Genomic DNA, 20,711 nt, shown 5'->3' with positions numbered 1-20,711 from the left:
TTGTGGACTGCCGTGCCCGGTGTCACCCTACCGGGTCATGCGACACGCCGCGCGTATGCCAGGATCTGTCGTCCCTCGGTGGTAGTAAGGCAATCGAGGAGAACTTTTCCGAAGCGATCTTCGACGAGATCGCGGGAGGCGGCATGAGCATGGAGTGCGCGTTCTGCGACGGTGGACTCGACCACTGCCACGGAACCCTGGTGGTCCACCTCGAGGGTGGTTTCACCGAATGCAGCGAAGACGGCTGCGTGGACCTCGACTTCGCCCGGCACACGCTGACGATCGACTGCCTCGACGTCGATGGCGGCTGCTCGTGCGCGGAGGTGCGGGTCGAGCTGCTGCTGCGAGCTTCTTGACCGGCGGCCAATACACCAGTCCGGCCTGATTCGGGTGATCGGGACCGATTGCCACTCGAAGGTGTATGCATTCGTGTACATCGTGGCCGGGAATGTGTTAACTATGACGGGGTCCTCCGGCTCTCCCTCCCCCTCGGAGCCGGGGGCCCCTTCACGTCACGGAAACGGGCCGGACCCCCATCGTGGGGGCCCGGCCCGTTTCAGCGCTGGTACCGGTTACGGGTAGGTGCTCAGTACCAGTGTGCGCGACCGCCGATGGCCTTCCCGGTGTTCCCGAGCACGGCCAGGATGATGCCGATGACCGCGAGCGCGATCCCGATCGAGTACAGGACGGGGATGCTGGCGATGACACCGATGACAATCAGGATGACGCCGAGAATGATCACGGGGGCACCTTCTCCTTCGTAGTCGCCCGGCCTAGTTGCCGCCGGGGTGTGCTACTCAGGGGGTTCCCGCTGCGTTCCGCGGGAAACAGGTCCATCCGGCCGTAGTTTTCAGGCATTCGGCCCAGCGGTGGACGCCGCGAGCGCCACGCCCGGGACGTTCACCGTCTCAAACGTGGCGCTCGCGACATCAAACACTCGTGGGTCAGTAGCGGTAGTGGTCCAGCTTGTACGGACCCTCGACGTCCACGCCGATGTACTCGGCCTGGCGCTTGGTCAGCTTCGTCAGCCGGACGCCCAGCGCGTCGAGGTGCAGGCGCGCCACCTTCTCGTCGAGGTGCTTCGGCAGCACGTGGACGTCGGTGGCGTACTCGCCCTGCTTCGTGAACAGCTCGATCTGCGCGATCGTCTGGTTGGTGAAGGAGTTCGACATCACGAAGCTCGGGTGGCCGGTGGCGTTCCCGAGGTTCATCAGCCTGCCCTCGGACAGCACGATGATCGAGTGCGCCTCGCGGTCGGCCGTCGCGGGGAAGACCCACTCGTGCACCTGCGGCTTGACCTCGATCTTCTGGATGCCCGGGATCTTCGCGAGCCCGGCCATGTCGATCTCGTTGTCGAAGTGCCCGACGTTCGCGACGATCGCGTTGTGCTTCATCTTGGCCATCTGGTCGGCCATGATGATGTCGAAGTTGCCGGTGGTGGTGATGAAGATGTCACCGCGCTCGACGACGTCGTCGAGTTCCACGACGTCGAGGCCCTCCATCGCGGCCTGGAGCGCGCAGATCGGGTCGATCTCGGTGACGACCACGCGGGCGCCCTGGCCGCGCAGCGATTCCACCGCGCCCTTGCCGACGTCGCCGTAACCGCAGATGACCGCGACCTTGCCCGCGATCATCACGTCGGTGCCGCGGTTCAGACCGTCGATGAGCGAGTGGCGGATGCCGTACTTGTTGTCGAACTTCGACTTCGTCACCGAGTCGTTCACGTTCATCGCCGGGAAGAGCAGCTCGCCTTCCTTGGCGAGCTTGTAGAGCCGCTTGACGCCGTTGGTGGTCTCCTCGGTGACCCCGCGGACCTCCTTGGCGATGCGGGTGAACCGGCCGGTGTCGCGGCCGAGGCTTTCGCGCAGGGTCTCCAGCACGAGGCCGTACTCCTCGCCGTCTTCCTCGGTCGCCTGCGGCACGGCGCCGGCGGCCTCGAACTCGACACCCTTGTGGATCAGCAGGGTCGCGTCGCCGCCGTCGTCCAGGACCATGTTCGGCAGGCGGCCGTCACCGAAGTCGAAGAGCTGGTCGGTGCACCACCAGTACTCGGCGAGCGTCTCGCCCTTCCACGCGAACACCGCCGAGCCCGAGGGCTCCTCGACGGTGCCGTTCGGGCCGACGACGACGGCCGCGGCCGCCTCGTCCTGCGTGGAGAAGATGTTGCAGGACACCCAGCGCACCTCGGCGCCCAGCGCGACGAGCGTCTCGATCAGCACGGCGGTCTGGACGGTCATGTGCAGCGAACCCGCGACCCGTGCGCCCTTCAGCGGCTGCGAGTCGGCGTATTCGCGGCGCAGCGCCATCAAGCCGGGCATCTCGACCTCGGCGAGGCGCAGCTGCTTGCGGCCGGCCTCGGCGAGGGAGAGATCGGCGACGGCGAATTCGATCCCGTTGACCTTGGACAGGGTGGGGCTCACTGGTTCTCCAATCATGAAGGAAGGCAGGGCGGAGCGGTCCTTCTCGCCGGTGGAGGGAAGGACGGTGTCAGTGCGGGGGTCGTTCAGCGCACGGCCTCGACGACGGCCGGAAAAGGGTTCTGACGCAAGAAAGGCACCTCCACAGTGGGAGGCGCCCTTACGTCTGTCGCAGCGGGCCGAGCGTGGCGGAAGAATTCCGTCGCAGCGCCTCTCGGCCCGTGACCAGGATGGCAAAGCGCCGCGAGCGCTGTCAAGGCGACGCGGATCGCGCCGCCGTCGAGGGGAATTCGGCCCGGACACCCAGCAGGCGGACCGGTCTGCCGAGGTCGAACAGGTCGAGGACGGCCAGCGCGGCCTTCTCTATCTCGGCCGGATCCGCGGTCGGTGCGGGCAGTGTCACGCTGTGCGTATGGGTCAGGAACGGAGCGAACCGGACCTTGACCGCGACCCGCGCGGCGGGCCTGCCTTCCTCGGCGACGTCCTGGGAAACGCGTTTCGCCAGCGCGACGATCTCGGCGGTCATGGCGCCGGGGTCGGTCAGGTTCTGCTGGAAGGTCGTCTCGCGGCTGCGTGATCGCGCCACGTAAGGCGTCGCGCTGACTTCGGCGTCGCCGATGCCACCGGCGAGGATCCGGTACCACGGGCCGAGCTTCGGACCGAACCGCGCGGCGAGGTCCGCCGGATCGGCGCCCGCCAGCTCCAGCACGGTGTGGTAACCGGCTTCGGCGAGCTTCTTCGTGGTCTTGGCGCCGATGCCCCAAAGCGCGTCCGTCGGCTTCCCGGCCATGACGTCCCACCAGTTGTCCTGGACGAGACGGAAGATCCCGGCCGGTTTGGCGAATCCGGTGGCGAGTTTGGCGCGCAGCTTGTTGTCCCCGATACCGACCGAGCAGGACAGTCCGGTCTCCTCGGCCACCACTCGCCGGATGTCGGCGGCGAGCGCTTCGGGATCGTCGGTGGTGGCGCCGAGGAACGCTTCGTCCCAGCCGAGCACCTCGACCACCACCGGGAATTCCCGCAGCGTCGCCATCACCCGATCGGAGACTTCTTGGTACGCGGGCGCGTCGGTCGCCAGGAAGATCGCGTCAGGACAGCGTTTCGCGGCGGTTCGCAACGGCATCCCGGACTGGATGCCGAATTCCCGCGCCTCGTACGAAGCCGTCGCCACGACGGCCCGTTCGGTCGGGTCGCCGGTGCCGCCGACGACAACGGGCATGCCGCGCAGCTCGGGCCGCCGGGCGACCTCGACCGCCGCGATGAACTGGTCGAGGTCGACGTGAAGTACCCACTCCCGGTCGGCCATGAGGCGAGCTTACTGAGGGGCACGGCGAAGGGCGTCATGCTCGCACTGGGACGACCACCGGTGCCGGCGGGGTGTGAAGGTCTAGTTTCCTCGGCTGAGCCGCGTTAAGGGGGCCTTCACGGACGGAACAACCGCAGCCAGAATCCAGTGCTTATCGTCAAGACCGTTCGGCGACCTCGTCGCGCATCCGCTGCTCGTTCTCCTGCAGCTCCGGCGTGAAGGCCTCGCCGAAGTCCTCGGCTTCGAGGATCTTGCGAACCTCGAGCACGGTGTCGCTGTTCGGGGGAGTGGGACAGCGCTTCGCCCACTCGATCGCTTCGGCGCGCGACGGGACATCGACGATCCAGAAGCCGCCGACGAGTTCCTTGGCTTCGGTGAACGGGCCGTCGGTGACCGTGGTCCCGGCGGCGCCGATCGTGACCCGCGCACCCTTCGAACTCTCCTGGAGGCCTTCGCCGCCCACGAGGATCCCGGCGTCGAGCATGTCCTGGTTGAACTTCGCCATGGCGGTCAGGGCCTCCATCGGCGGCATCTTCCCGGCTTCGGAATCCTCGTCCGCCTTGATGATGATCATGAACCGCATGCGTCTTCCTCCCAGTGAACCGGACGTATCGCCCGGACTCTACCGGCGTGCGGGAGGAAGGTGATCAGTCCCGGCCGAACCGGGACAGGTGCACGATCACCGCCGTGGTCACGGTGATCATCCCGGTCAACAGGAGAGCGGGGCTGTTCAGTACGACGCCCAGCAACATGAGCAGACCCGCGATGATGTCGAGAGTCAGAACGACCGCCAGCCGGAGCAGTGGCGGTTGCGCGGGTTTGCCGGAGCGGAGCCGGGCGGCCAGCGCCGGCTCGGTGAGCTCGAACCAGCGCTCGATCTTCTCCAGCTCTTGCCGATCGTGATGGCTCAGCATCGGTTTCTCCTTCGGCGCGCCCCGCCCGTCGACATCCACGGAATACCCAGGTGTGGAGGAGGGTAAGCATCGAATTTCGAGGAATTTCGTATAACGGCCTATACGTCTCGGCGAATGGCACATCTCTTCTGGGCCGAATGGTTGCGCCATTAGTGGTTTCGGTCCGCGGAAAGATCGTCAAGGAGGGGAGTGATCGGTAGTTTCTGCGCTTGTGGCCATGGCGGCCGCAAGCAGCTTCATCTGGGAGGACGCGAGCGATGACCATACCCACCGAACCGATCGGCAGCATTCCCCGTCCGGGCTACCTCGTCGAAGCGCTCGGCGAGTACGCGGCCGGGCGGCTCGACGCCGACGGTCTCGGAGAGTTGCAGGAAAAAGCTCTAGTGGAAACCATCAAACGTCTGGAGGAGACCGGTTCGCCCGTCATCACCGACGGCGAGCAGGGCAAACCGAGCTTCGCCACCTATCCCTTGGCCGGCCTCGCTTCCCTGGCGCCGGACGGCGTCGTGATCCCGTTCGCCGACGGGCACACCAGGCAGCTGCCGAAGCTGACCGCCGGCCCTTTCCGCTACCAGACCTACGCCGACACTTATCTGCGCGAAGCCAAGAAGCACGCGACCAAACCCGTGAAGCAGGCGGTGATCGCCGCTTCGGCGATCGGGCTCGTCTATCCAGGTGAAGAATTGTCCGGATATGACAAAGAACAGTTCATCGCCGACCTCGTGAATGAGGCGGAAACCGATATCCGCCGCAGCCTCGACGCCGGAGCGGACAGTGTTCAGATCGACTTCACCGAAGGCCGGTTGTCGCTGAAGCTCGATCCGTCCGGCGGGCTTCTTCAGTCCTTTGTGGAATTGAACAACGCCGTGCTGGACCGGTTCTCCGAGGAGGAGCGGAAGAGGATCGGCGTGCACACCTGCCCGGGTGGTGACCAGGACTCCGTGCACAGTCTCGACGTCGACTACGCCGAGCTCCTGCCGACGTTGTTCAAGCTGAAGGTGGGCAACGTCTACGTCCAGATGGCCAGCGAGGCGGATCCCGAGCGGGCGCTGCGGGTGATCGCCGAGCACGCAGGCCCGGAACAGCGGATCTTCGTCGGCGTCACCGACCCGATCGACCCGCGCGTCGAGACCGCCGAGGAGGTCCGGGACAGGGTTCTCCGGGCGGCCCAGTTCATCCCGCCGGACCGGCTGGGCACCTGTGACGACTGCGGGTTCTCGCCGTTTGCCGACGACACCTCGACGTCGCGGGAGACCGCGTTCGCCAAGATCTCCGCCCGTGTCGAAGGCACGCGTCTCGCCGCCGAAGCCCTCGGCCTCGGCTGACGTCGTGTGATGGGCGCCTTGCTCAGTTCTGGACGGCGACGCGGATGCCGAGCCCGACGAGCAAGGTGCCCATCACCGCGTCCATCGCGCGACGCACCCGGCCGGAGGCGAAGAACCGCCGCAGCGAACCGACCAGGGTCGCCAGGACGAAAGTCCACACCACGGCCACGGTCGTGGCCAGCACCGCCAGTTGCAGGGTCTGGCCGGTCGAGGCCGAATGCGGGAGGAACTGGGGGATCAGCGCGAGAAAGAAGACCGCGACCTTCGGGTTGAGCAGGTTGGTGAACAGTCCCTGCCGGAACGCCTCCCTCGGCTCGACGACGGGCGTCACCTTGTCCTTGAGTTCGCTGTAGTCGCCGCGGCGTACTGCCAGCCAGGCCTTGACGCCGAGGAAGATCAGGTACGCGGCACCGATCAGTTTGACCACGGTGAAGGCGACCGCCGACACGGTGAGGATCGCCCCGACGCCGAGCGCGATCGCGACCACCCAGACGAACACGCCGAGCGCGATGCCGAGCCCCGCGGCGATCCCGGCCTTGCGCCCGCCGAGGATCGCGCTGCGGGTCACCACCAGGAAATCCGGGCCGGGCGCCATCGCGCCGAGCAGGCAGACCAGGACGAACGAAAGTGCGGTGCCCCCGGAAATCATTCTTCGATCCTATCCGGCTGTTCGACGTCCCGGGCCATGACCGCGCCCGGAAGATCGACGCCGTCGGGCGTCGTCACCGTCACCCGTTCGACCTCGGTGAAGCCGAACGACAGGTACAGCGGGACCCCGGGCATGGTCGCGGTCAGCGTCAGCGACGTGAACCCCTCGGCTTTCGCCGCGAGACGGCACGACTCGAGGATCGCGCGCCCGAGACCGCGCCGGGTCCAGTCGCCGCGGACGAACATGGCGCGCACCCGCGCCGGCTCGGTGGCCGGGTCGAGCGGACGGTCGTCGTCCTCCGCGTCGCCCGCGCCGGCGTGGGTCTTGTTGCGCCTGCTCCAGCCTCCGCAGGCGACGATCTCGCCGTCGGCCTCGTGCACGAAGTAGGTGCCGTCTTCGATCAGCCGCAGATCGATGGCCGCGATGTGCTCGGCCGCGCTCGCGGTCTGCCGCTCGTCGTGGAACCGGGGGAACAACTCCAGCACCGACGCCCGCATCAGCGCCGCGATGGCCGGCGCGTCGGCGAGGGTGGCCGTCCGCTGCGGCGGTGTGTACGTCGTCATGTCGCGGAAAATAGCCGACGGCGGCGACCGCGCCTACCGGATAATCGTGGGGTGATCACCGACGACGGCCGCGAACTGTGGACCTCGGCGACCGGCCGGGGCGAACCGATCCTGTGCTGCCACGGCGGCCCTGGCCTGTGGGACATGTTCGGCACGCTCGATCCCGGCCCGGGATTCCGGCTGATCCGGTGGGATCAGCGCGGTGCCGGCCGCTCGGATCCGCGGGGACCGTACACGCTCGAGCGGATGGTGGCCGACGTCGACGCCGTCCGTGAGTGGCACGGGCTCGACCGCGTCCCGGTGCTCGGGCATTCGTGGGGTGCGCATCTCGGGCTCCTCTACGCCCTCGCGCATCCGGAGCGGGTGAGCGCGCTCGTCTACGTGTCGGGGGTCGGGCTCGGATACGACTGGCATGCGGAGTTCGAGCAGAACTTCGAGCGGGCGCTGGGGGATCGGCATCCGCGGTGGGCCGAGCTTCGCGCGAAGGACCGCGATGAGGCCGAAGAGCGTGAACTCGCGGTGCTCCAGTGGACGGCCGACTTCGTGGCCGACGGTGCACGCCACGCCGAGGCGATGGCGACGCCCTGGTTCCCGATCAACTACGAGGCGAACGTCGCGCTGGGCAAGGAGATGCGGGCGGCGCCGGAGCCGGAACTCGTCGAGGCTTGCCGGTCGCTGAGGGTACCGACGCTGATCGTGGACGGGATGGCGGACACCCGGCCTCGCTGGGCGGTCGACTCGCTGGAGCAGGCCCTGCCGTCGGTGACCCGGGTGCGGCTGCCCGGTGTCGGTCACGTGCCGTGGCTGGAGGCGCCGGACGCGTTCCGCGGCGCCGTGACCGACTTCCTGGAGCGGTACGTCAGGCCTTGGTGATCGGCTGCTGCAGCTCGGTGATCCACTTGTCCCCGTCGTCCGGGCATTCGAGGTAGAACTCCCGCGCCGGACCGTTCGCGCGGTACCCGTGCGAGTCGACCCATTTCGCCAGCGCCTGGTAGCTGGAGAGCACGGTCTCCATCGAGCCGCGGTGCAGGATCGTCGCCGCGGCCGGCACTTCGGCGAGGCGCACCGTCGAGAATCCTTCGGAGCCGTCGGTTTCGGCCGCGATCGGGACGGCGGCGTGGATGAGCACCCGTTCGCCGTCGGTGTCGTCCTCGTAGTAGGCGATGAGCGGACCCGACGGAGTGATCGGGCCGAGCGCGCCGAACAGTTCCTGGTACAACCCCTGCACGACCGGCCCGATCTCCTCGTTCACGTATCCGCTCGCCGTCCCGGTCAGCTCGGCGACGCGCACCGCGGGCAGGCTTTTGACGACGACGTCTTCGGTAGGCATGCTTCCCTCGCTTTCGATCGACCGGAGCCTCGCTTCGACGGCTTTGAGCCGTGCCTCGTCGGCCGCGATGGCCGCTTCGAGTTCGGCCCGGCGGAGCCGCAGCATCCCGCGCAGCTCGTCGGCGCCGATCTCCGCGTCGAGGATCTCCTGCACCTGGGTGAGTGTGAAGCCGAGATCCTTGAGCGCGATCACCCGGTTGAGCCGGGCCAGCTGGTCGCCGGTGTAGGACCGGTACCCGCTGAACGGGTCGACGTGGGCGGGCCGCAGCAGCCCGATGGCGTCGTAGTGACGCAGCATCCGGACCGACACCCGGCCGTGCTTGGCGAAATCTCCGATACTGAACATGACGCCTCCCAGCCGACAGCCTGACACGGTGTCACAGTCAAGCGGTCACCGCACGAGCCGGAAGAACGACCGCACCTCCTCGGTGAACACGGCCGGCTGCTCGAAGGCCGCGAAGTGGCCGCCCCGCTCCAGTTCGTTCCAGTACCGAATGTCGGTGAACCGGCGCTCGGCCCAGCGACGGGACGGCCGCGGCGACTCGCGCGGGAAGATCGAGCAGCCCGCCGGCACGCCGATCGTGTCCACAGTGGATTCGGTGAACCAGCTCGACACCTCGGCGAAACTCTCCCAGTACAACCGGGCCGACGAGGCGCCGGTGCCGGTCAGCCAGTAGAGCGTGACGTCGTCGAGCATCGCGTCCCGGCTCAGCGCGTTCTCCGGACGGCCGTCGCAGTCCGTCCACGCCTGGAACTTCTCGACGATCCAAGCGCACAGCGCGGCCGGTGAGTCGCTCAGCGCGTAGCCGATCGTCTGAGGCCTCGTCCGCTGCAAGTTCGCGTAACCCGAACCGTCCGCGTTCCCGCGTTCGAGATCGTCGAGCGATTTCCGCTCGGCTTCGGTGAGGTCGCCGAACGTCGCCGGATCCGGTGCCGCCAGCGGCGGGTTGAGGTGGATTCCCACCAGGCGCTCGGGCGCCGTCCGTCCCATGAGCGTGGTGATGTTCGTGCCCCAATCGCCGCCTTGGGCGCCGAAGCGTTCGTAGCCCAGGCCGTCCATGAGGTGGATCCACGCGTCGGCGATGCGCTGGATCGACCAACCCGTCTTCTCGGGTTTGTCACTGAAGCCGTACCCGGGCAGCGACGGCACGACGACATGGAACGCGTCGGCCGCGTCGCCGCCGTGGGCGACCGGATCGGTGAGCGGGCCGATCACGTCGAGGAATTCGAAGATCGAACCCGGCCAGCCGTGGCTGAGGATCAGCGGCAGCGCGCCGGGATGCGGGGAACGGGCGTGCAGATAGTGGATGCCGAGCCCGTCGATCTCGCTCCTGAACTGGGGGATGGCGTTGAGCCGCGATTCCGCGGCACGCCAGTCGTAGGACTCCGCCCAGTACGAACAGAGCTCGCGCAGGTACGCGGCGGGTACCCCTTGCGACCAGTCGTCGACGGTCTCGCCCTCGGGCCAGCGGGTGCGGCGGAGCCGGGCGCGGAGGTCTTCGAGATCGGCCTCCGGGACCCCGGCTCGGAAGGGAGTGGTCTCCATGCCCGGCGACGCTAACGAGGGGGTCCGACAAAAATTCGATGCACCGGGCCTTCCCGTCCGCCTACCGTCCCGAGGGTGAGCCACACCTACCCTCCGCTGAACATCGAGGTCCGGACGCCGCGGCTGACCTTGGCCGGGGCGTCGGACGAGTTGCTGGAGCGACTGGTCCCGACCGTCCGGGCCGGTGTCGCGGAAACCGCGCCCTGGCCGTTCGACGACCCGATTTCGTTGTACGCGGACAATCCCGACCGCGAATGGCGGTGGCTGCGGGGGATCTGGGCGGGACGCGCCCGCGTGGACCCGAGCTTCTGGCGGCTGTACTTCGTCGTGGTGCTGGATGGCGAGCCGATCGGCATGCAGGACCTGATCGGGACCGATTTCGCCAAGTTCGGCACGGTGTCGAGCTTCTCGTGGCTGGCGCCGGGACTGCGCGGGCGCGGGCTCGGGGCGGAAATGCGCGCGGCCGTGCTGCATCTGGCGTTCGCCGGGCTGGGCGCGAAGGAGGCATCGAGCGATGCCTTCGCCGACAACCAGGCGTCCAACCGGGTGTCGCGGGCGCTGGGTTACGAGAAGAACGGCACCACTTGGGACACCCGGCGCGGAGAGGTCGGGCTGATCCAGTGCTGGCGGTTGACCAGGGACATCTGGGATCGCCGGCGGCGCGACGACATCGAACTGGCCGGCGTTCAGGAGTGTCTCCCGGTGCTGGGCCTCGTCTGACGTCCGGCTCGGCGACGCGTGGACTTCCGCGCCGAGGCCTGCTATAACCAAACTACATACTGTATACAATCTGCCGTGAGCGGGGTGGGACCCATGCCCGATCCTCGAATCCTGCGAGACCACTACGGACGCCGATATCGCGTCGGCGAGAGCGACGTGGACCTGCTCGGTAAACCCCGGTCATGGATCTCGTGGCTCAGTTGGTCGGCGATGTTCGCGGCGGGTATCCAGCAGTACGGCTTCGGTGTCGTCGCACCGGTCCTGATGACCACCTACGGCTGGACCTTTTCCGAAGTGGTCGTCTCGTTCGCGCTCTGGACGGTGTGCCAGGCCTGCGCGGTGTACCCGGTCGCCCGGCTGCGCGAACGCGGGATGTTCCCGCCGTCGGTGGCGGTGATCATCGGCGGCGTGCTCTGTTCGGCCGGGATGTTCACCTTGGGGCACGCGAACACCCTCCTCGCGATGTTCATCGGCTACTCGGTGCTCGGCGGGATCGGGACCGGCGTCGTCTACGCGACCTGCGTCGGCACGGTGATGGCGTGGTTCCCCGACCGTGTCCCGGCGCGGGTGGGCGCCGTCAGCGGCGCTTTCGCTTACGGCAGCGTGGTTTTCGTGCTGGTGGCGGGATTCTGGCTGACGGAGGGCAACCGCGGGCCGCTGCTGGACGTCGTCGCGGTCGCCGTCCTCATGATGATCGCGAGCACCGCGATCCTCCTGCGCGACCCGCCGCCCCAATGGTGGCCGGAGCGGCCGGATCCCCGCGTGTGGGCGGCCGACAAGGTGCGCAACCGCGCGATCGCGGTGAACCGGCCGGCGCTGCGCGAGTACCGGCCGGGGGAGGTGCTCCGCTGTCCCACCGCGGTGGCGATGTATCTCATCGTCGTGCTGGCCGCCGCGGTCCTGCTCTTCGACGTCGCCTATCTCGCGACTTTCGTCGCCGCGCAAGGAGGCGGGCCGGTACTCGCCGCTGTCGCGCTCGCCGTGCTCGCCGGGGTGACCGGCGCCGGACGCGTGCTGCTCGGCAGGCTTTCGGACTGGCTCGGCAGACGCCGGATCCTGCGCCTCGCGCTGGCCGCGGGCGGGATCGCCCAGTTCGTCCTGCTCTACTCGGGCGATCACGCGGTGGGGCTCGTCATCGGTGCCGCGCTGGCCGGGCTCGGGAACGGGAGCTGCTACTCGCTGCTGGTGCCGCTCGTCCGCGACTACTTCGGCGAGGAGTCCGCGCTGCCGAACTTCGGGGTGCTGTACACCGCGAAGGCCGTCGGGGCGGTGCTCGGAGTCGGGCTCGCCGCGTTCGTCGTGTCCACTCACGGCTACCTCGGCGCGTTCGCGGTGGCCGGCGCGCTCAGCGTTCTCGGCGCGGCGCTCGGCGGACGACTTTCCCAGCCAGGAAGGCCGAAGTCGCTGTTGCCGATAGCCCGCTGATGGGGCGCGTGACGAGCAGGCGGCGCGTGGTCCGTGTCGTCGACGGCGTGCCGGGTGCCCGCCCGGACACGCTGACCGTCGAAGAACCCTTGGAGATCCGCGTCGGCGGGAAGCCGCTGACGATCACGATGCGCACGCCGGGGCACGACTTCGACCTCGCCGCGGGTTTCCTTGTCGGCGAAGGGGTTTCCCGGTCGAGCAAGGACATCCATTCGATCCGCTACTGCGCGGGCGCGACCGCCGACGGGTCGAACACCTACAACGTGCTCGACGTCGTCCTCGCCGACGGCGTCGATCCTCCCGACGCTTCTCTGGAGCGCAATTTCTACACCACGTCGTCGTGCGGCCTGTGTGGGAAGGCGAGCCTCGACGCCGTGCGGACCACCGTGACCTGGCCGGTGGACGGCGACGATCTGGCGATCACACCGTCCACGGTGTCCGGATTGCCGGATCGGCTCCGTGCGGCGCAACGGGTCTTCGACCGCACCGGCGGACTCCACGCGGCCGGGTTGTTCAGCGCGTCCGGGGAACTGTTGTGCCTGCGGGAGGACGTCGGCAGGCACAACGCCGTCGACAAGGTCGTCGGCTGGGCCGCGCGCGACGGCCGGTTGCCGCTGACCGGGACGGTGCTGATGGTCAGCGGGCGGGCGTCGTTCGAACTGGTGCAGAAGGCCGTCATGGCCGGGATTCCTTTGCTGGCAGCGGTTTCCGCACCCTCGTCGCTGGCGGTGGACCTCGCCGCGGAGCTGGGCCTGACGCTGGTGGGGTTCCTGCGGGGTGCGTCGATGAACGTCTACAGCCGTCCGGATCGCCTCGGTCTGGCCTGACCGCGCCTGCCCTCGGCGGGGGGCGGAGAAACCTGCTTGGGGCTCTGGACACCGGAGCTCCCGAAGAGTAAAGGTATGACTACCTCATACGGTATGCAATCTACAGTCTGCCGCGACCAGGGGTTTCGCGTAGGGGCCGGGCGGACGGAGCAGAACCGGACACGAGCGCACGGATCAGAGAGGTCCGGCGTGCGAGAAAGAGGAGTTGAACGATGGCGCCAACGACCGGCACCGCTGCGGGGGACACCACGGCGAAGGCCACCACCAACGGTTCCGAACCCGCCCAGGACCTGATCTCCGGCGGCCACCTGGTGGCCAAGGCGCTCAAGGCGGAGGGCGTCGACACGATCTTCACGTTGTGCGGCGGGCACATCATCGACATCTACGACGGCTGTGTCGACGAGGGCATCGAGGTCATCGACGTCCGGCACGAACAGGTGGCGGCGCACGCGGCCGACGGCTACGCGCGGATCACCGGCCGTCCCGGCTGCGCGGTCGTCACGGCGGGGCCGGGCACGACGGACGCCGTCACCGGCGTCGCGAACGCCTTGCGCGCGGAAAGCCCGATGCTCCTCATCGGCGGTCAGGGAGCGCTGACCCAGCACAAAATGGGGTCGCTGCAGGACCTCCCGCACGTCGACATGATGGCGCCGATCACCAAGTTCTCTGCGACCGTCCCGGACACCGCGCGGGTGGCGGACCTGGTGTCGATGGCCTTCCGCGAGTGCTACCACGGCGCGCCCGGGCCGTCCTTCCTGGAAATCCCGCGTGACGTGCTCGACGCGAAGGTCCCGGTGGCCAAGGCGCGCGTCCCGTCGGCCGGCCGGTACCGGGCGTCCACCCGCAACGCAGGCGACCCGGCGGACATCGAGAAGCTCGCGGACCTCCTCGTCCACGCGAAGAAACCGGCCATCCTGCTGGGCAGCCAGGTGTGGACGACACGCGCCACGGAGCCGGCCACGGAACTGGTGCGCGGGCTGAACATCCCCGCGTACATGAACGGCGCGGGCCGCGGCACCCTGCCGCCCGGTGACCCGCACCATTTCCAGCTCTCGCGCCGGTACGCCTTCGACAACGCCGACGTGATCGTCATCGTCGGCACCCCGTTCGACTTCCGCATGGGGTACGGCAAACGGCTTTCGCCGGACGCCACGGTGGTGCAGATCGACCTCGATTACCGCACGGTCGGGAAGAACCGGGACGTCGACCTCGGCATCGTCGGCGACGCGGGGCAGGTGCTCGCCGCGGTCGCGGAGGCGGCCACCGGCCGGGTCGACAACGGCGCGGTGGGGCGCAAGGCCTGGCTGGAGGAACTCCAGGCCGTCGAGGAGAAGGCGAAGCGGAAACGCCTGCCGCTCCAGCATTCCGACGCGAGCCCGATCCACCCGTACCGGCTGGTGCACGAGATCAACGAGTTCCTCACCGAGGATTCGCTCTACATCGGCGACGGCGGCGACATCGTCACGTTCTCCGGGCAGGTCGTCCAGCCGAAGGCGCCGGGGCACTGGATGGACCCCGGCCCGCTCGGCACGCTCGGCGTCGGGATCCCGTTCGTCCTCGCCGCGAAACACGCGCGGCCGGACAAGGAGGTCGTCGCGCTGTTCGGCGACGGCGCGTTCAGCCTCACCGGCTGGGACTTCGAAACCCTGGTGCGGTTCGATCTCCCGTTCGTCGGGATCGTCGGCAACAACTCGTCGATGAACCAGATCCGCTACGGCCAGGCGGCCAAGTACGGCCAGGGCCGTCAGCGGGTCGGCAACACGCTCGGCGACGTCCCGTACGACGAGTTCGCGCGGATGCTCGGCGGGCACGGCGAGGCGGTGCGCGACCCCGCGGACATCGGCCCGGCGCTGCTGCGTGCCCGCGAGTCCGGAAAGCCTTCGCTCGTCAACGTTTGGATCGACCCGGACGTGTACGCGCCCGGGACCATGAACCAGACCATGTACAAGTAGCCGGGAGGGATCACCGATGGGAAAGGCACTCGACGGCGTCCGCGTCCTCGACATGACGCATGTCCAATCAGGACCTTCGTCCACGCAGATCCTGGCCTGGCTCGGCGCGGACGTGATCAAACTGGAGACGCCGGGCCGCGGTGACATCACGCGCGGCCAGCTGCGGGATCTGCCCGGAGTGGACAGTCTCTACTTCACGATGCTCAACGCCAACAAGCGCAGCATCACCCTGAACATGAAAAGCGAGCAAGGCAAGCAGGTCTTCGAACAGCTCGTGTCCAGTGTGGACGTCCTGGTCGAAAACTTCGGACCGGGCGTGGTCGACCGGTTCGGCTACCCGTGGGAACGGCTCGCCGAGCTGAACCCGCGGCTGATCTACGCGTCCATCAAGGGGTTCGGCCCCGGCCGGTACGCGGACTTCAAGGCCTACGAGGTCATCGCGCAGGCGATGGGCGGCGCGATGAGCACCACCGGCTTCGAGGACGGGCCGCCGACCGCGACCGGCGCGCAGATCGGCGACTCGGGGACCGGGATCCACCTGGTCGCCGCGATCCTGGCCGCGCTGTACCAGCGGACGAACTCCGGTCGCGGGCAGCGGGTCCAGGTCGCGATGCAGGACGCGGTGCTCAACCTTTGCCGCGTCAAGCTCCGCGACCAGCAACGCCTCGCGCACGGTCCGCTCAACGAGTACCCGAACGACGTCTTCGGCGACGAGGTGCCGCGTTCGGGCAACGCGTCCGGCGGCGGACAACCGGGCTGGGCGGTGAAATGCGCGCCGGGCGGGCCGAACGACTACATCTACGTGATCATCCAGCCGGTCGGCTGGCAGCCCATCACCGACCTGATCGGGAAACCCGAACTCGCCGAGGATCCGGACTGGGCCACCCCGGAAGCTCGACTGTCCAAACTGGACAAGGCGTTCGGGATGATCGAGGAGTGGACCGAGCAGCACACCAAATGGGAGGTGATGGAGGCGCTCAACGCCCACAACATCCCCTGCGGGCCGATCCTGTCCACCAGGGAACTCGCCGAAGACGCCACGCTGGCCGAGCTGGGCTCGGTCGTCGAGGTCGAGCACCCCGAACGAGGTGCCTTCAAGACCGTGGGCTGCCCGCTGAAACTTTCCGACTCGCCGGTCGACGTCGAACGCTCGCCGCTGCTCGGCGAGCACAACGCCGAGGTGTTCGGCGAACTCGGCTACGGCGCGGACGACCTGGACCGGCTGCGCGCGGCCGGCGTGATCTGAGGAGAGACCGCATGGCAGGCAAAGAGATCGTCGAGAAGGTCCTCGAGAAGGTCGCCGCCGAAGGCCGGACGTCGCTGACCGCGCCGGAAGGCCGCCAGGTGTGCGAGGCCTACGGGATCCCGACCCCGCGGGAAGGGCTCGCCACCACCGCCGAGGAAGCCGTCGCGCAGGCGGAGGAGATCGGCCTTCCGGTGGTGCTGAAGATCGTGTCCCCGGACATCCTCCACAAGACCGAGGCGGGCGGGGTGCTGGTCGGCCTCGCGACGGCGGACGCGGTGGCGGACGGCTTCCGCACCATCATCGGCAACGCCAGGGCGTACGACGCCGGCGCCGACATCACCGGTGTCCAGGTGCAGCAGCTGCTGACCGGCGGGCAGGAGGTGATCGTCGGCGCCACCACCGATCGCACCTTCGGCAAGATCGTCGCCTTCGGGCTCGGCGGGGTGCTGGTCGAAGTGCTCAAGGACGTCACGTTCCGGCTCGCCCCGCTCGATCGTGACCAGGCGTTTTCGATGATCGACGGGATCGCGGCCGCCGAGATCCTGCGCGGGGTGCGCGGTGCGGAGCCGGTGAGCAGGGACGCGCTGGCCGACGTGCTCACCCGCGTCGGCGCCCTGGTCACCGACTTCCCGCAACTGGCCGAAGTCGACCTCAACCCGGTGCTGGCCACCTCCGGCGGCGCCACCGCCGTCGACGTCCGGATCCTCGTGGACCCCGAAGCGGCGCGGGAGCCCGTGCGGTTCGGCCAGGAGGAGATCCTGGCGTCGATGACCCGGATCATGAAGCCGGCTTCGATCGCCGTCATCGGCGCGTCCGCGGAAGCGGGCAAGATCGGCAATTCGGTGATGAAGAACCTTGTGAACGGCGGGTTCGCGGGGGAGATCCACCCCATCAACCCCAAGGCCGCCGAGATCCTCGACCGCAAGGCCTACCCGAGCATTTCCGACGTGCCGGGCGACGTCGACGTCGCGGTGTTCGCCATCCCGGCCAAGTTCGTCCCCGCCGCGCTGGAGGAAGCGGGCCGGAAAGGGGTGGCGGGCGCCATCCTGATCCCGTCCGGGTTCGGCGAGACCGGGAACATCGAGCTACAGGACCAGGTCGTCGCGATCGCGCGGGAGCACGGCGTCCGGATCCTCGGCCCCAACATCTACGGCTACTACTACACGCCCGAGAATCTGTCGGCGACGTTCTGCACGCCGTACGACGTCAAGGGCGGGGTCGCGCTTTCCTCGCAGAGCGGCGGGATCGGGATGGCGATCCTCGGGTTCAGCCGGTCGGCGAAAATGGGTGTCTCTTCGATCGTCGGTGTCGGCAACAAGGCCGATATCGACGAGGACGATCTGCTCACGTTCTTCGAACACGATGAAAACACCGAACTCATCGCGATGCATTTGGAAGATCTGAAAGACGGCCGGTCGTTCGCGGAAACCGCGAAACGGGTCTCCGTGCGGAAACCGGTCGTCGTGCTCAAAGCGGGCCGGACCTCCCAAGGCGCGAAGGCGGCGAGCTCGCACACCGGCGCGCTGGCGGGCGACGACAAGGTCTACGACGACATCCTGCGGCAGAGCGGCGTCATCCGGGCACCCGGCCTCAACGACCTCCTCGAATACGCACGCGGCATCCCCTTGCTGCCGACGCCGAGAGGCGAGAACGTCGTGATCATCACCGGCGCGGGCGGGTCCGGTGTCCTGCTTTCCGACGCCTGCGTGGACAACGGGCTCAATCTGATGGAGATCCCGCCCGATCTCGACACGGCGTTCCGGAAGTTCATCCCACCGTTCGGGGCCGCGGGCAACCCCGTCGACATCACCGGCGGGGAGCCACCTGCCACCTACCGGAACACGATCGCGCTCGGCTTGGAGGACGAGCGGATCCATGCTTTGATCCTCGGCTACTGGCACACCATCGTCACCCCGCCGATGGTGTTCGCGGAACTGGTTTCCGAAGTCGTCGCCGAATACCGGGAAAAGGGGATCCACAAGCCCGTCGTCGCTTCGCTGGCAGGCGACGTCGAGGTCGAAGAGGCCAGCGCTTTCCTGTACGAGCACGGCGTCGTGGCCTATCCCTACACGACGGAGAAACCGGTGGCCGTGCTCGGCGCGAAGTATCGCTGGGCACGTTCGGCGGGGCTGCTCGGCTGAATTCCGGTCCCAACCGACCCAAGGAGAATGACAGTGACGTCATCGACCGCGGCTCAACCACCCGGAACATACAAGGAAGTAACCGATTCCCACGGCCGGATCTACCGGGTCGGCGAAACCGATCGCGACATCATGGGCCGTCCACGATGGACGATGGTGATCCTGCCCTGGGTCGCCATGATGGCCATCAGCTCCTCGGAATACGCCTTCACCTCGGCGGAAGAAACGCTGTCGGCGGCGCACGGCTGGCACGGTTCCACCATTTTCTGGCTGCTCGGGGTCTGGGTGTTCTTCCAGGCGATCGTGGCCTTCCCGGCGGGGAAGCTGCGGGAGAACGGCAAGCTGCCCGCCAAGGCGGCGATGCTGATCGGCGCCGTCGGCACCCTGCTCGCCTACCTGTCGTTGGCCTACGCGCCCAGCTCGTTCTGGGCCTACCTCGGCTTCGGCTTCTTCGGCGGTGGCGGGGCGGGCCTGGTCTACGCGACCTGCGTCAACATGGTGGGGAAGTGGTACCCGGAACGGCGTGGCGGCAAGACCGGGTTCGTCAACGGCGGCTTCGCCTACGGTTCGGTGCCGTTCATCTTCCTCTTCACGTCCTATATGGACCTTTCCAACTTTTCGGGCGTCCTGCTCGTGGTCGGCTTCTTCCTGGCCGCGGTGCTCGCGGTCAGCGGCTTCTACTTCCAGGACCCGCCCAAGAACTGGTGGCCGTCGCACGTCGATCCCCTCAAGGTGTCCGACGACCCGCGTGTACGCCGGTCCCTGCTGAAGAACCCGCCGGCGGTGAAGCAGTACACGCCACGGGAAGCGCTCAGGACCGGGATGTTGCCGCTGATGTGGTTCTGCCTGCTGTGCACGGCGGGGGTGAACATCTTCGGGATCGCGATGCAGGTCCCGTTCGGCAACGAGATGGGTTTCGCGGGCGGGATCGTCGCGCTGGCGATGAGCCTCAAGGCGATCATCAACGGCACCGGCCGCGGGGTGATCGGCTGGATCTCCGACCGCTACGGCCGTCGGCAGACGTTGTTCATGGTCTGCGTGGTGCTCGGCCTCGCGCAGTTCGCGGTGTACCTGTCCGGTTCGATCGGCAGCATGCCGCTGTTCCTGCTGGCCTCGATGGTGTCCGGTTTCGGCGGCGGCGCGATCTTCCCGCTGTTCGCGGCGATGACGGCGGACTTCTACGGCGAGAACAACAACGCCAGCAACTACGGCCTGGTCTACAGCTCGAAGCTGATCTCGGGCATGCTCGGCTCGGGTGTCGGCGCGATGGTCGTGGTGGCGTGGGGTTACGGCGGCGCGTTCTTCCTCGCGGGCGGGACGAGCCTGTTCGCGGCCGCACTCAGCCTGCTGCTGCACCAGCCGGGGCGTTCGCGTTCACGGACCCGCCGGCGCGAGCAGGAACTGAACCCCGCATAGGCGCTGTCCTGCAAGTCATGTTCGCGGTCTTCGCGCCCAGGCGGTCCCTGACGGCACGGGCGGACCCGGCCGAGTACGACCCGGTACGAGGCCGATCCGCCCGCACCGCCAGGAACCACCTGGATCACGAAGCCCATTGAACGGACTTACAGGACAGCGCCTAGTCCTCCTTCGGACGTTCGTGGAAGGCCTGCCTGGTGCGCTCGGTGTGCTGGTTCATGATCCGCTCGGCGGCGGGCGCGTCACCGGCGGCGATGGCGTTGATCAGTTCCTCGTGCTCCTGCCAGGCGTCGTGGCTGCGAGGACGGGCGATCGGCGTGTAGTACCAGCGGACCCGGCGATCGACCATGCCGATCATCTCGGCCAGGACGGCGTTCCCGGACAGTTCGGTGATGAACGCGTGGAGCGCGGCGTTGGCCGCGACGAGGCCTTCGGTGTCCTCGGCGGCCAACGCCTCCAGCCCGGCCTTCTGCAGTTCCCACAGGCGTGCGACGTCCTCGTCACCGGCCTTGTCGGCGGCGAGCCGGGCGGAGTGCGCTTCCAGCACGGTGCGCACGCTGAGGAGTTGATCGGCTTCCTCGTCGGTGGGCATGTGCACGAAGGCGCCCTGTGCGGGGCGGAGGTCGACCCAGCCTTCACTTTGCAGGCGCTGCAATGCTTCGCGGACCGGCTGCCTGCTGACGCCCAGGTACTCGGCGAGGTCCGCCTCGACCAGGTGCTGGCCGGGTTCGAGGGTCCGGTTGATGATCAGCTCCGCGAGCGCGTCGTAGACGACCTGGCGCAGCGGTGCCGGCCGCTCGACACGTTTGGCCGTCGCCGGGTTGAGCGTGCCCTTGGTGCGACGGCCGGTGGGGCCGCGGTCGGGCAGGGGCGAAACGGGCTGGCTCACTGGACCTCCGGATGTCTTGTTCCTGTCCCAGGATACAGCTTTTGGT

General features: G+C 68.1%; 20 protein-coding genes. 10 read left to right on the top strand and 10 right to left on the bottom strand.

Going from position 1 to position 20,711, the window contains the following annotated elements; translation table 11 throughout:
• Window positions 1-143: 143 nt before the first annotated feature.
• Window positions 144-356, top strand: coding sequence for a hypothetical protein (locus tag B0293_RS36440; RefSeq protein ID WP_005159015.1), 213 nt, complete (start codon window positions 144-146; stop codon window positions 354-356).
• A gap of 230 nt (window positions 357-586) precedes the next feature.
• Here the strand turns inward: B0293_RS36440 and B0293_RS43825 are convergent, their stop codons facing one another.
• The 5 genes from B0293_RS43825 to B0293_RS36420 all read right to left on the bottom strand — a co-directional run bounded on the left by B0293_RS43825 (window position 587) and on the right by B0293_RS36420 (window position 4,637).
• Window positions 587-742 (bottom strand): DUF6131 family protein, encoded by a 156-nt coding sequence (locus B0293_RS43825; RefSeq protein ID WP_005159014.1) that lies wholly within the window; start codon window positions 740-742, stop codon window positions 587-589.
• A gap of 202 nt (window positions 743-944) precedes the next feature.
• Entirely contained in the window at window positions 945-2,420 is a 1,476-nt protein-coding gene (gene ahcY, locus B0293_RS36435; protein WP_005159013.1) for an adenosylhomocysteinase, read from the bottom strand.
• A gap of 250 nt (window positions 2,421-2,670) precedes the next feature.
• Complete coding sequence (locus B0293_RS36430) at window positions 2,671-3,723, bottom strand: DNA polymerase IV (protein WP_005159011.1); 1,053 nt, start codon at window positions 3,721-3,723, stop codon at window positions 2,671-2,673.
• A 157-nt stretch (window positions 3,724-3,880) separates the two neighbouring features.
• The gene (locus B0293_RS36425) at window positions 3,881-4,306 is read right to left on the bottom strand and encodes a YciI family protein (protein WP_005159010.1); all 426 of its coding nucleotides are present in this window, start codon (window positions 4,304-4,306) and stop codon (window positions 3,881-3,883) included.
• Between the two features lie 64 nt (window positions 4,307-4,370).
• The gene (locus B0293_RS36420; RefSeq protein WP_039918475.1) at window positions 4,371-4,637 is read right to left on the bottom strand and encodes a DUF3040 domain-containing protein; all 267 of its coding nucleotides are present in this window, start codon (window positions 4,635-4,637) and stop codon (window positions 4,371-4,373) included.
• A 257-nt stretch (window positions 4,638-4,894) separates the two neighbouring features.
• On the opposite strand from B0293_RS36420, the gene B0293_RS36415 reads away from it, so the two are divergent.
• Window positions 4,895-5,962, top strand: coding sequence for a cobalamin-independent methionine synthase II family protein (locus B0293_RS36415; RefSeq protein WP_005159007.1), 1,068 nt, complete (start codon window positions 4,895-4,897; stop codon window positions 5,960-5,962).
• A 22-nt stretch (window positions 5,963-5,984) separates the two neighbouring features.
• Here the strand turns inward: B0293_RS36415 and B0293_RS36410 are convergent, their stop codons facing one another.
• Both B0293_RS36410 and B0293_RS36405 read right to left on the bottom strand, forming a co-directional pair.
• Window positions 5,985-6,611: a LysE family translocator gene (locus B0293_RS36410; RefSeq protein ID WP_005159005.1), complete on the bottom strand. Its 627-nt coding sequence runs from the start codon at window positions 6,609-6,611 to the stop codon at window positions 5,985-5,987.
• Window positions 6,608-7,174, bottom strand: coding sequence for a GNAT family N-acetyltransferase (locus B0293_RS36405; protein WP_005159003.1), 567 nt, complete (start codon window positions 7,172-7,174; stop codon window positions 6,608-6,610). Before B0293_RS36405 ends, B0293_RS36410 begins: the two co-directional genes overlap by 4 nt.
• A 51-nt stretch (window positions 7,175-7,225) precedes the next feature.
• Between B0293_RS36405 and B0293_RS36400 the strand changes: the two genes are divergently transcribed.
• Window positions 7,226-8,047: an alpha/beta fold hydrolase gene (locus B0293_RS36400; protein ID WP_005159002.1), complete on the top strand. Its 822-nt coding sequence runs from the start codon at window positions 7,226-7,228 to the stop codon at window positions 8,045-8,047.
• Here the strand turns inward: B0293_RS36400 and B0293_RS36395 are convergent.
• The gene (locus tag B0293_RS36395) at window positions 8,034-8,849 is read right to left on the bottom strand and encodes a MerR family transcriptional regulator (protein WP_005159000.1); all 816 of its coding nucleotides are present in this window, start codon (window positions 8,847-8,849) and stop codon (window positions 8,034-8,036) included. The genes B0293_RS36400 and B0293_RS36395 overlap by 14 nt on opposite strands.
• Window positions 8,850-8,894: 45 nt before the next feature.
• On the bottom strand, window positions 8,895-10,049 hold the full coding sequence (locus B0293_RS36390; RefSeq protein WP_005158998.1) for an epoxide hydrolase family protein: 1,155 nt from the start codon (window positions 10,047-10,049) through the stop codon (window positions 8,895-8,897).
• Between the two features lie 75 nt (window positions 10,050-10,124).
• On the opposite strand from B0293_RS36390, the gene B0293_RS36385 reads away from it, so the two are divergent.
• From B0293_RS36385 to B0293_RS36350, 7 genes are all read left to right on the top strand, one after another.
• A complete protein-coding gene (locus B0293_RS36385) occupies window positions 10,125-10,769 on the top strand; it encodes a GNAT family N-acetyltransferase (RefSeq protein WP_005158996.1) in 645 nt (214 codons plus the stop codon).
• 93 nt (window positions 10,770-10,862) lie between these two features.
• Window positions 10,863-12,194, top strand: a complete 1,332-nt coding sequence (locus B0293_RS36380; RefSeq protein ID WP_005158994.1) for an OFA family MFS transporter — start codon at window positions 10,863-10,865, stop codon at window positions 12,192-12,194.
• On the top strand, window positions 12,194-13,021 hold the full coding sequence (gene fdhD, locus B0293_RS36375) for a formate dehydrogenase accessory sulfurtransferase FdhD (RefSeq protein WP_077241474.1): 828 nt from the start codon (window positions 12,194-12,196) through the stop codon (window positions 13,019-13,021). The genes B0293_RS36380 and fdhD overlap by 1 nt, the downstream gene beginning before the upstream one ends.
• Before the next feature lie 212 nt (window positions 13,022-13,233).
• Entirely contained in the window at window positions 13,234-14,973 is a 1,740-nt protein-coding gene (locus B0293_RS36365) for a thiamine pyrophosphate-binding protein (protein ID WP_005158991.1), read from the top strand.
• 16 nt (window positions 14,974-14,989) lie between these two features.
• Window positions 14,990-16,219, top strand: a complete 1,230-nt coding sequence (gene frc, locus B0293_RS36360; RefSeq protein WP_005158989.1) for a formyl-CoA transferase — start codon at window positions 14,990-14,992, stop codon at window positions 16,217-16,219.
• A gap of 11 nt (window positions 16,220-16,230) precedes the next feature.
• A complete protein-coding gene (locus B0293_RS36355) occupies window positions 16,231-18,360 on the top strand; it encodes an acetate--CoA ligase family protein (protein ID WP_005158986.1) in 2,130 nt (709 codons plus the stop codon).
• A gap of 33 nt (window positions 18,361-18,393) precedes the next feature.
• Window positions 18,394-19,776 (top strand): OFA family MFS transporter, encoded by a 1,383-nt coding sequence (locus B0293_RS36350; protein ID WP_005158985.1) that lies wholly within the window; start codon window positions 18,394-18,396, stop codon window positions 19,774-19,776.
• Window positions 19,777-19,936: 160 nt separating this feature from the next.
• Here the strand turns inward: B0293_RS36350 and B0293_RS36345 are convergent, their stop codons facing one another.
• Complete coding sequence (locus B0293_RS36345) at window positions 19,937-20,665, bottom strand: GntR family transcriptional regulator (RefSeq protein ID WP_005158982.1); 729 nt, start codon at window positions 20,663-20,665, stop codon at window positions 19,937-19,939.
• Window positions 20,666-20,711 lie beyond the last annotated feature (46 nt).

This window comes from Amycolatopsis azurea DSM 43854, assembly GCF_001995215.1.
Classification (GTDB): Bacteria; Actinomycetota; Actinomycetes; order Mycobacteriales; family Pseudonocardiaceae; genus Amycolatopsis; species Amycolatopsis azurea.
This window is presented reverse-complemented; position numbering and strand designations above follow the sequence as displayed.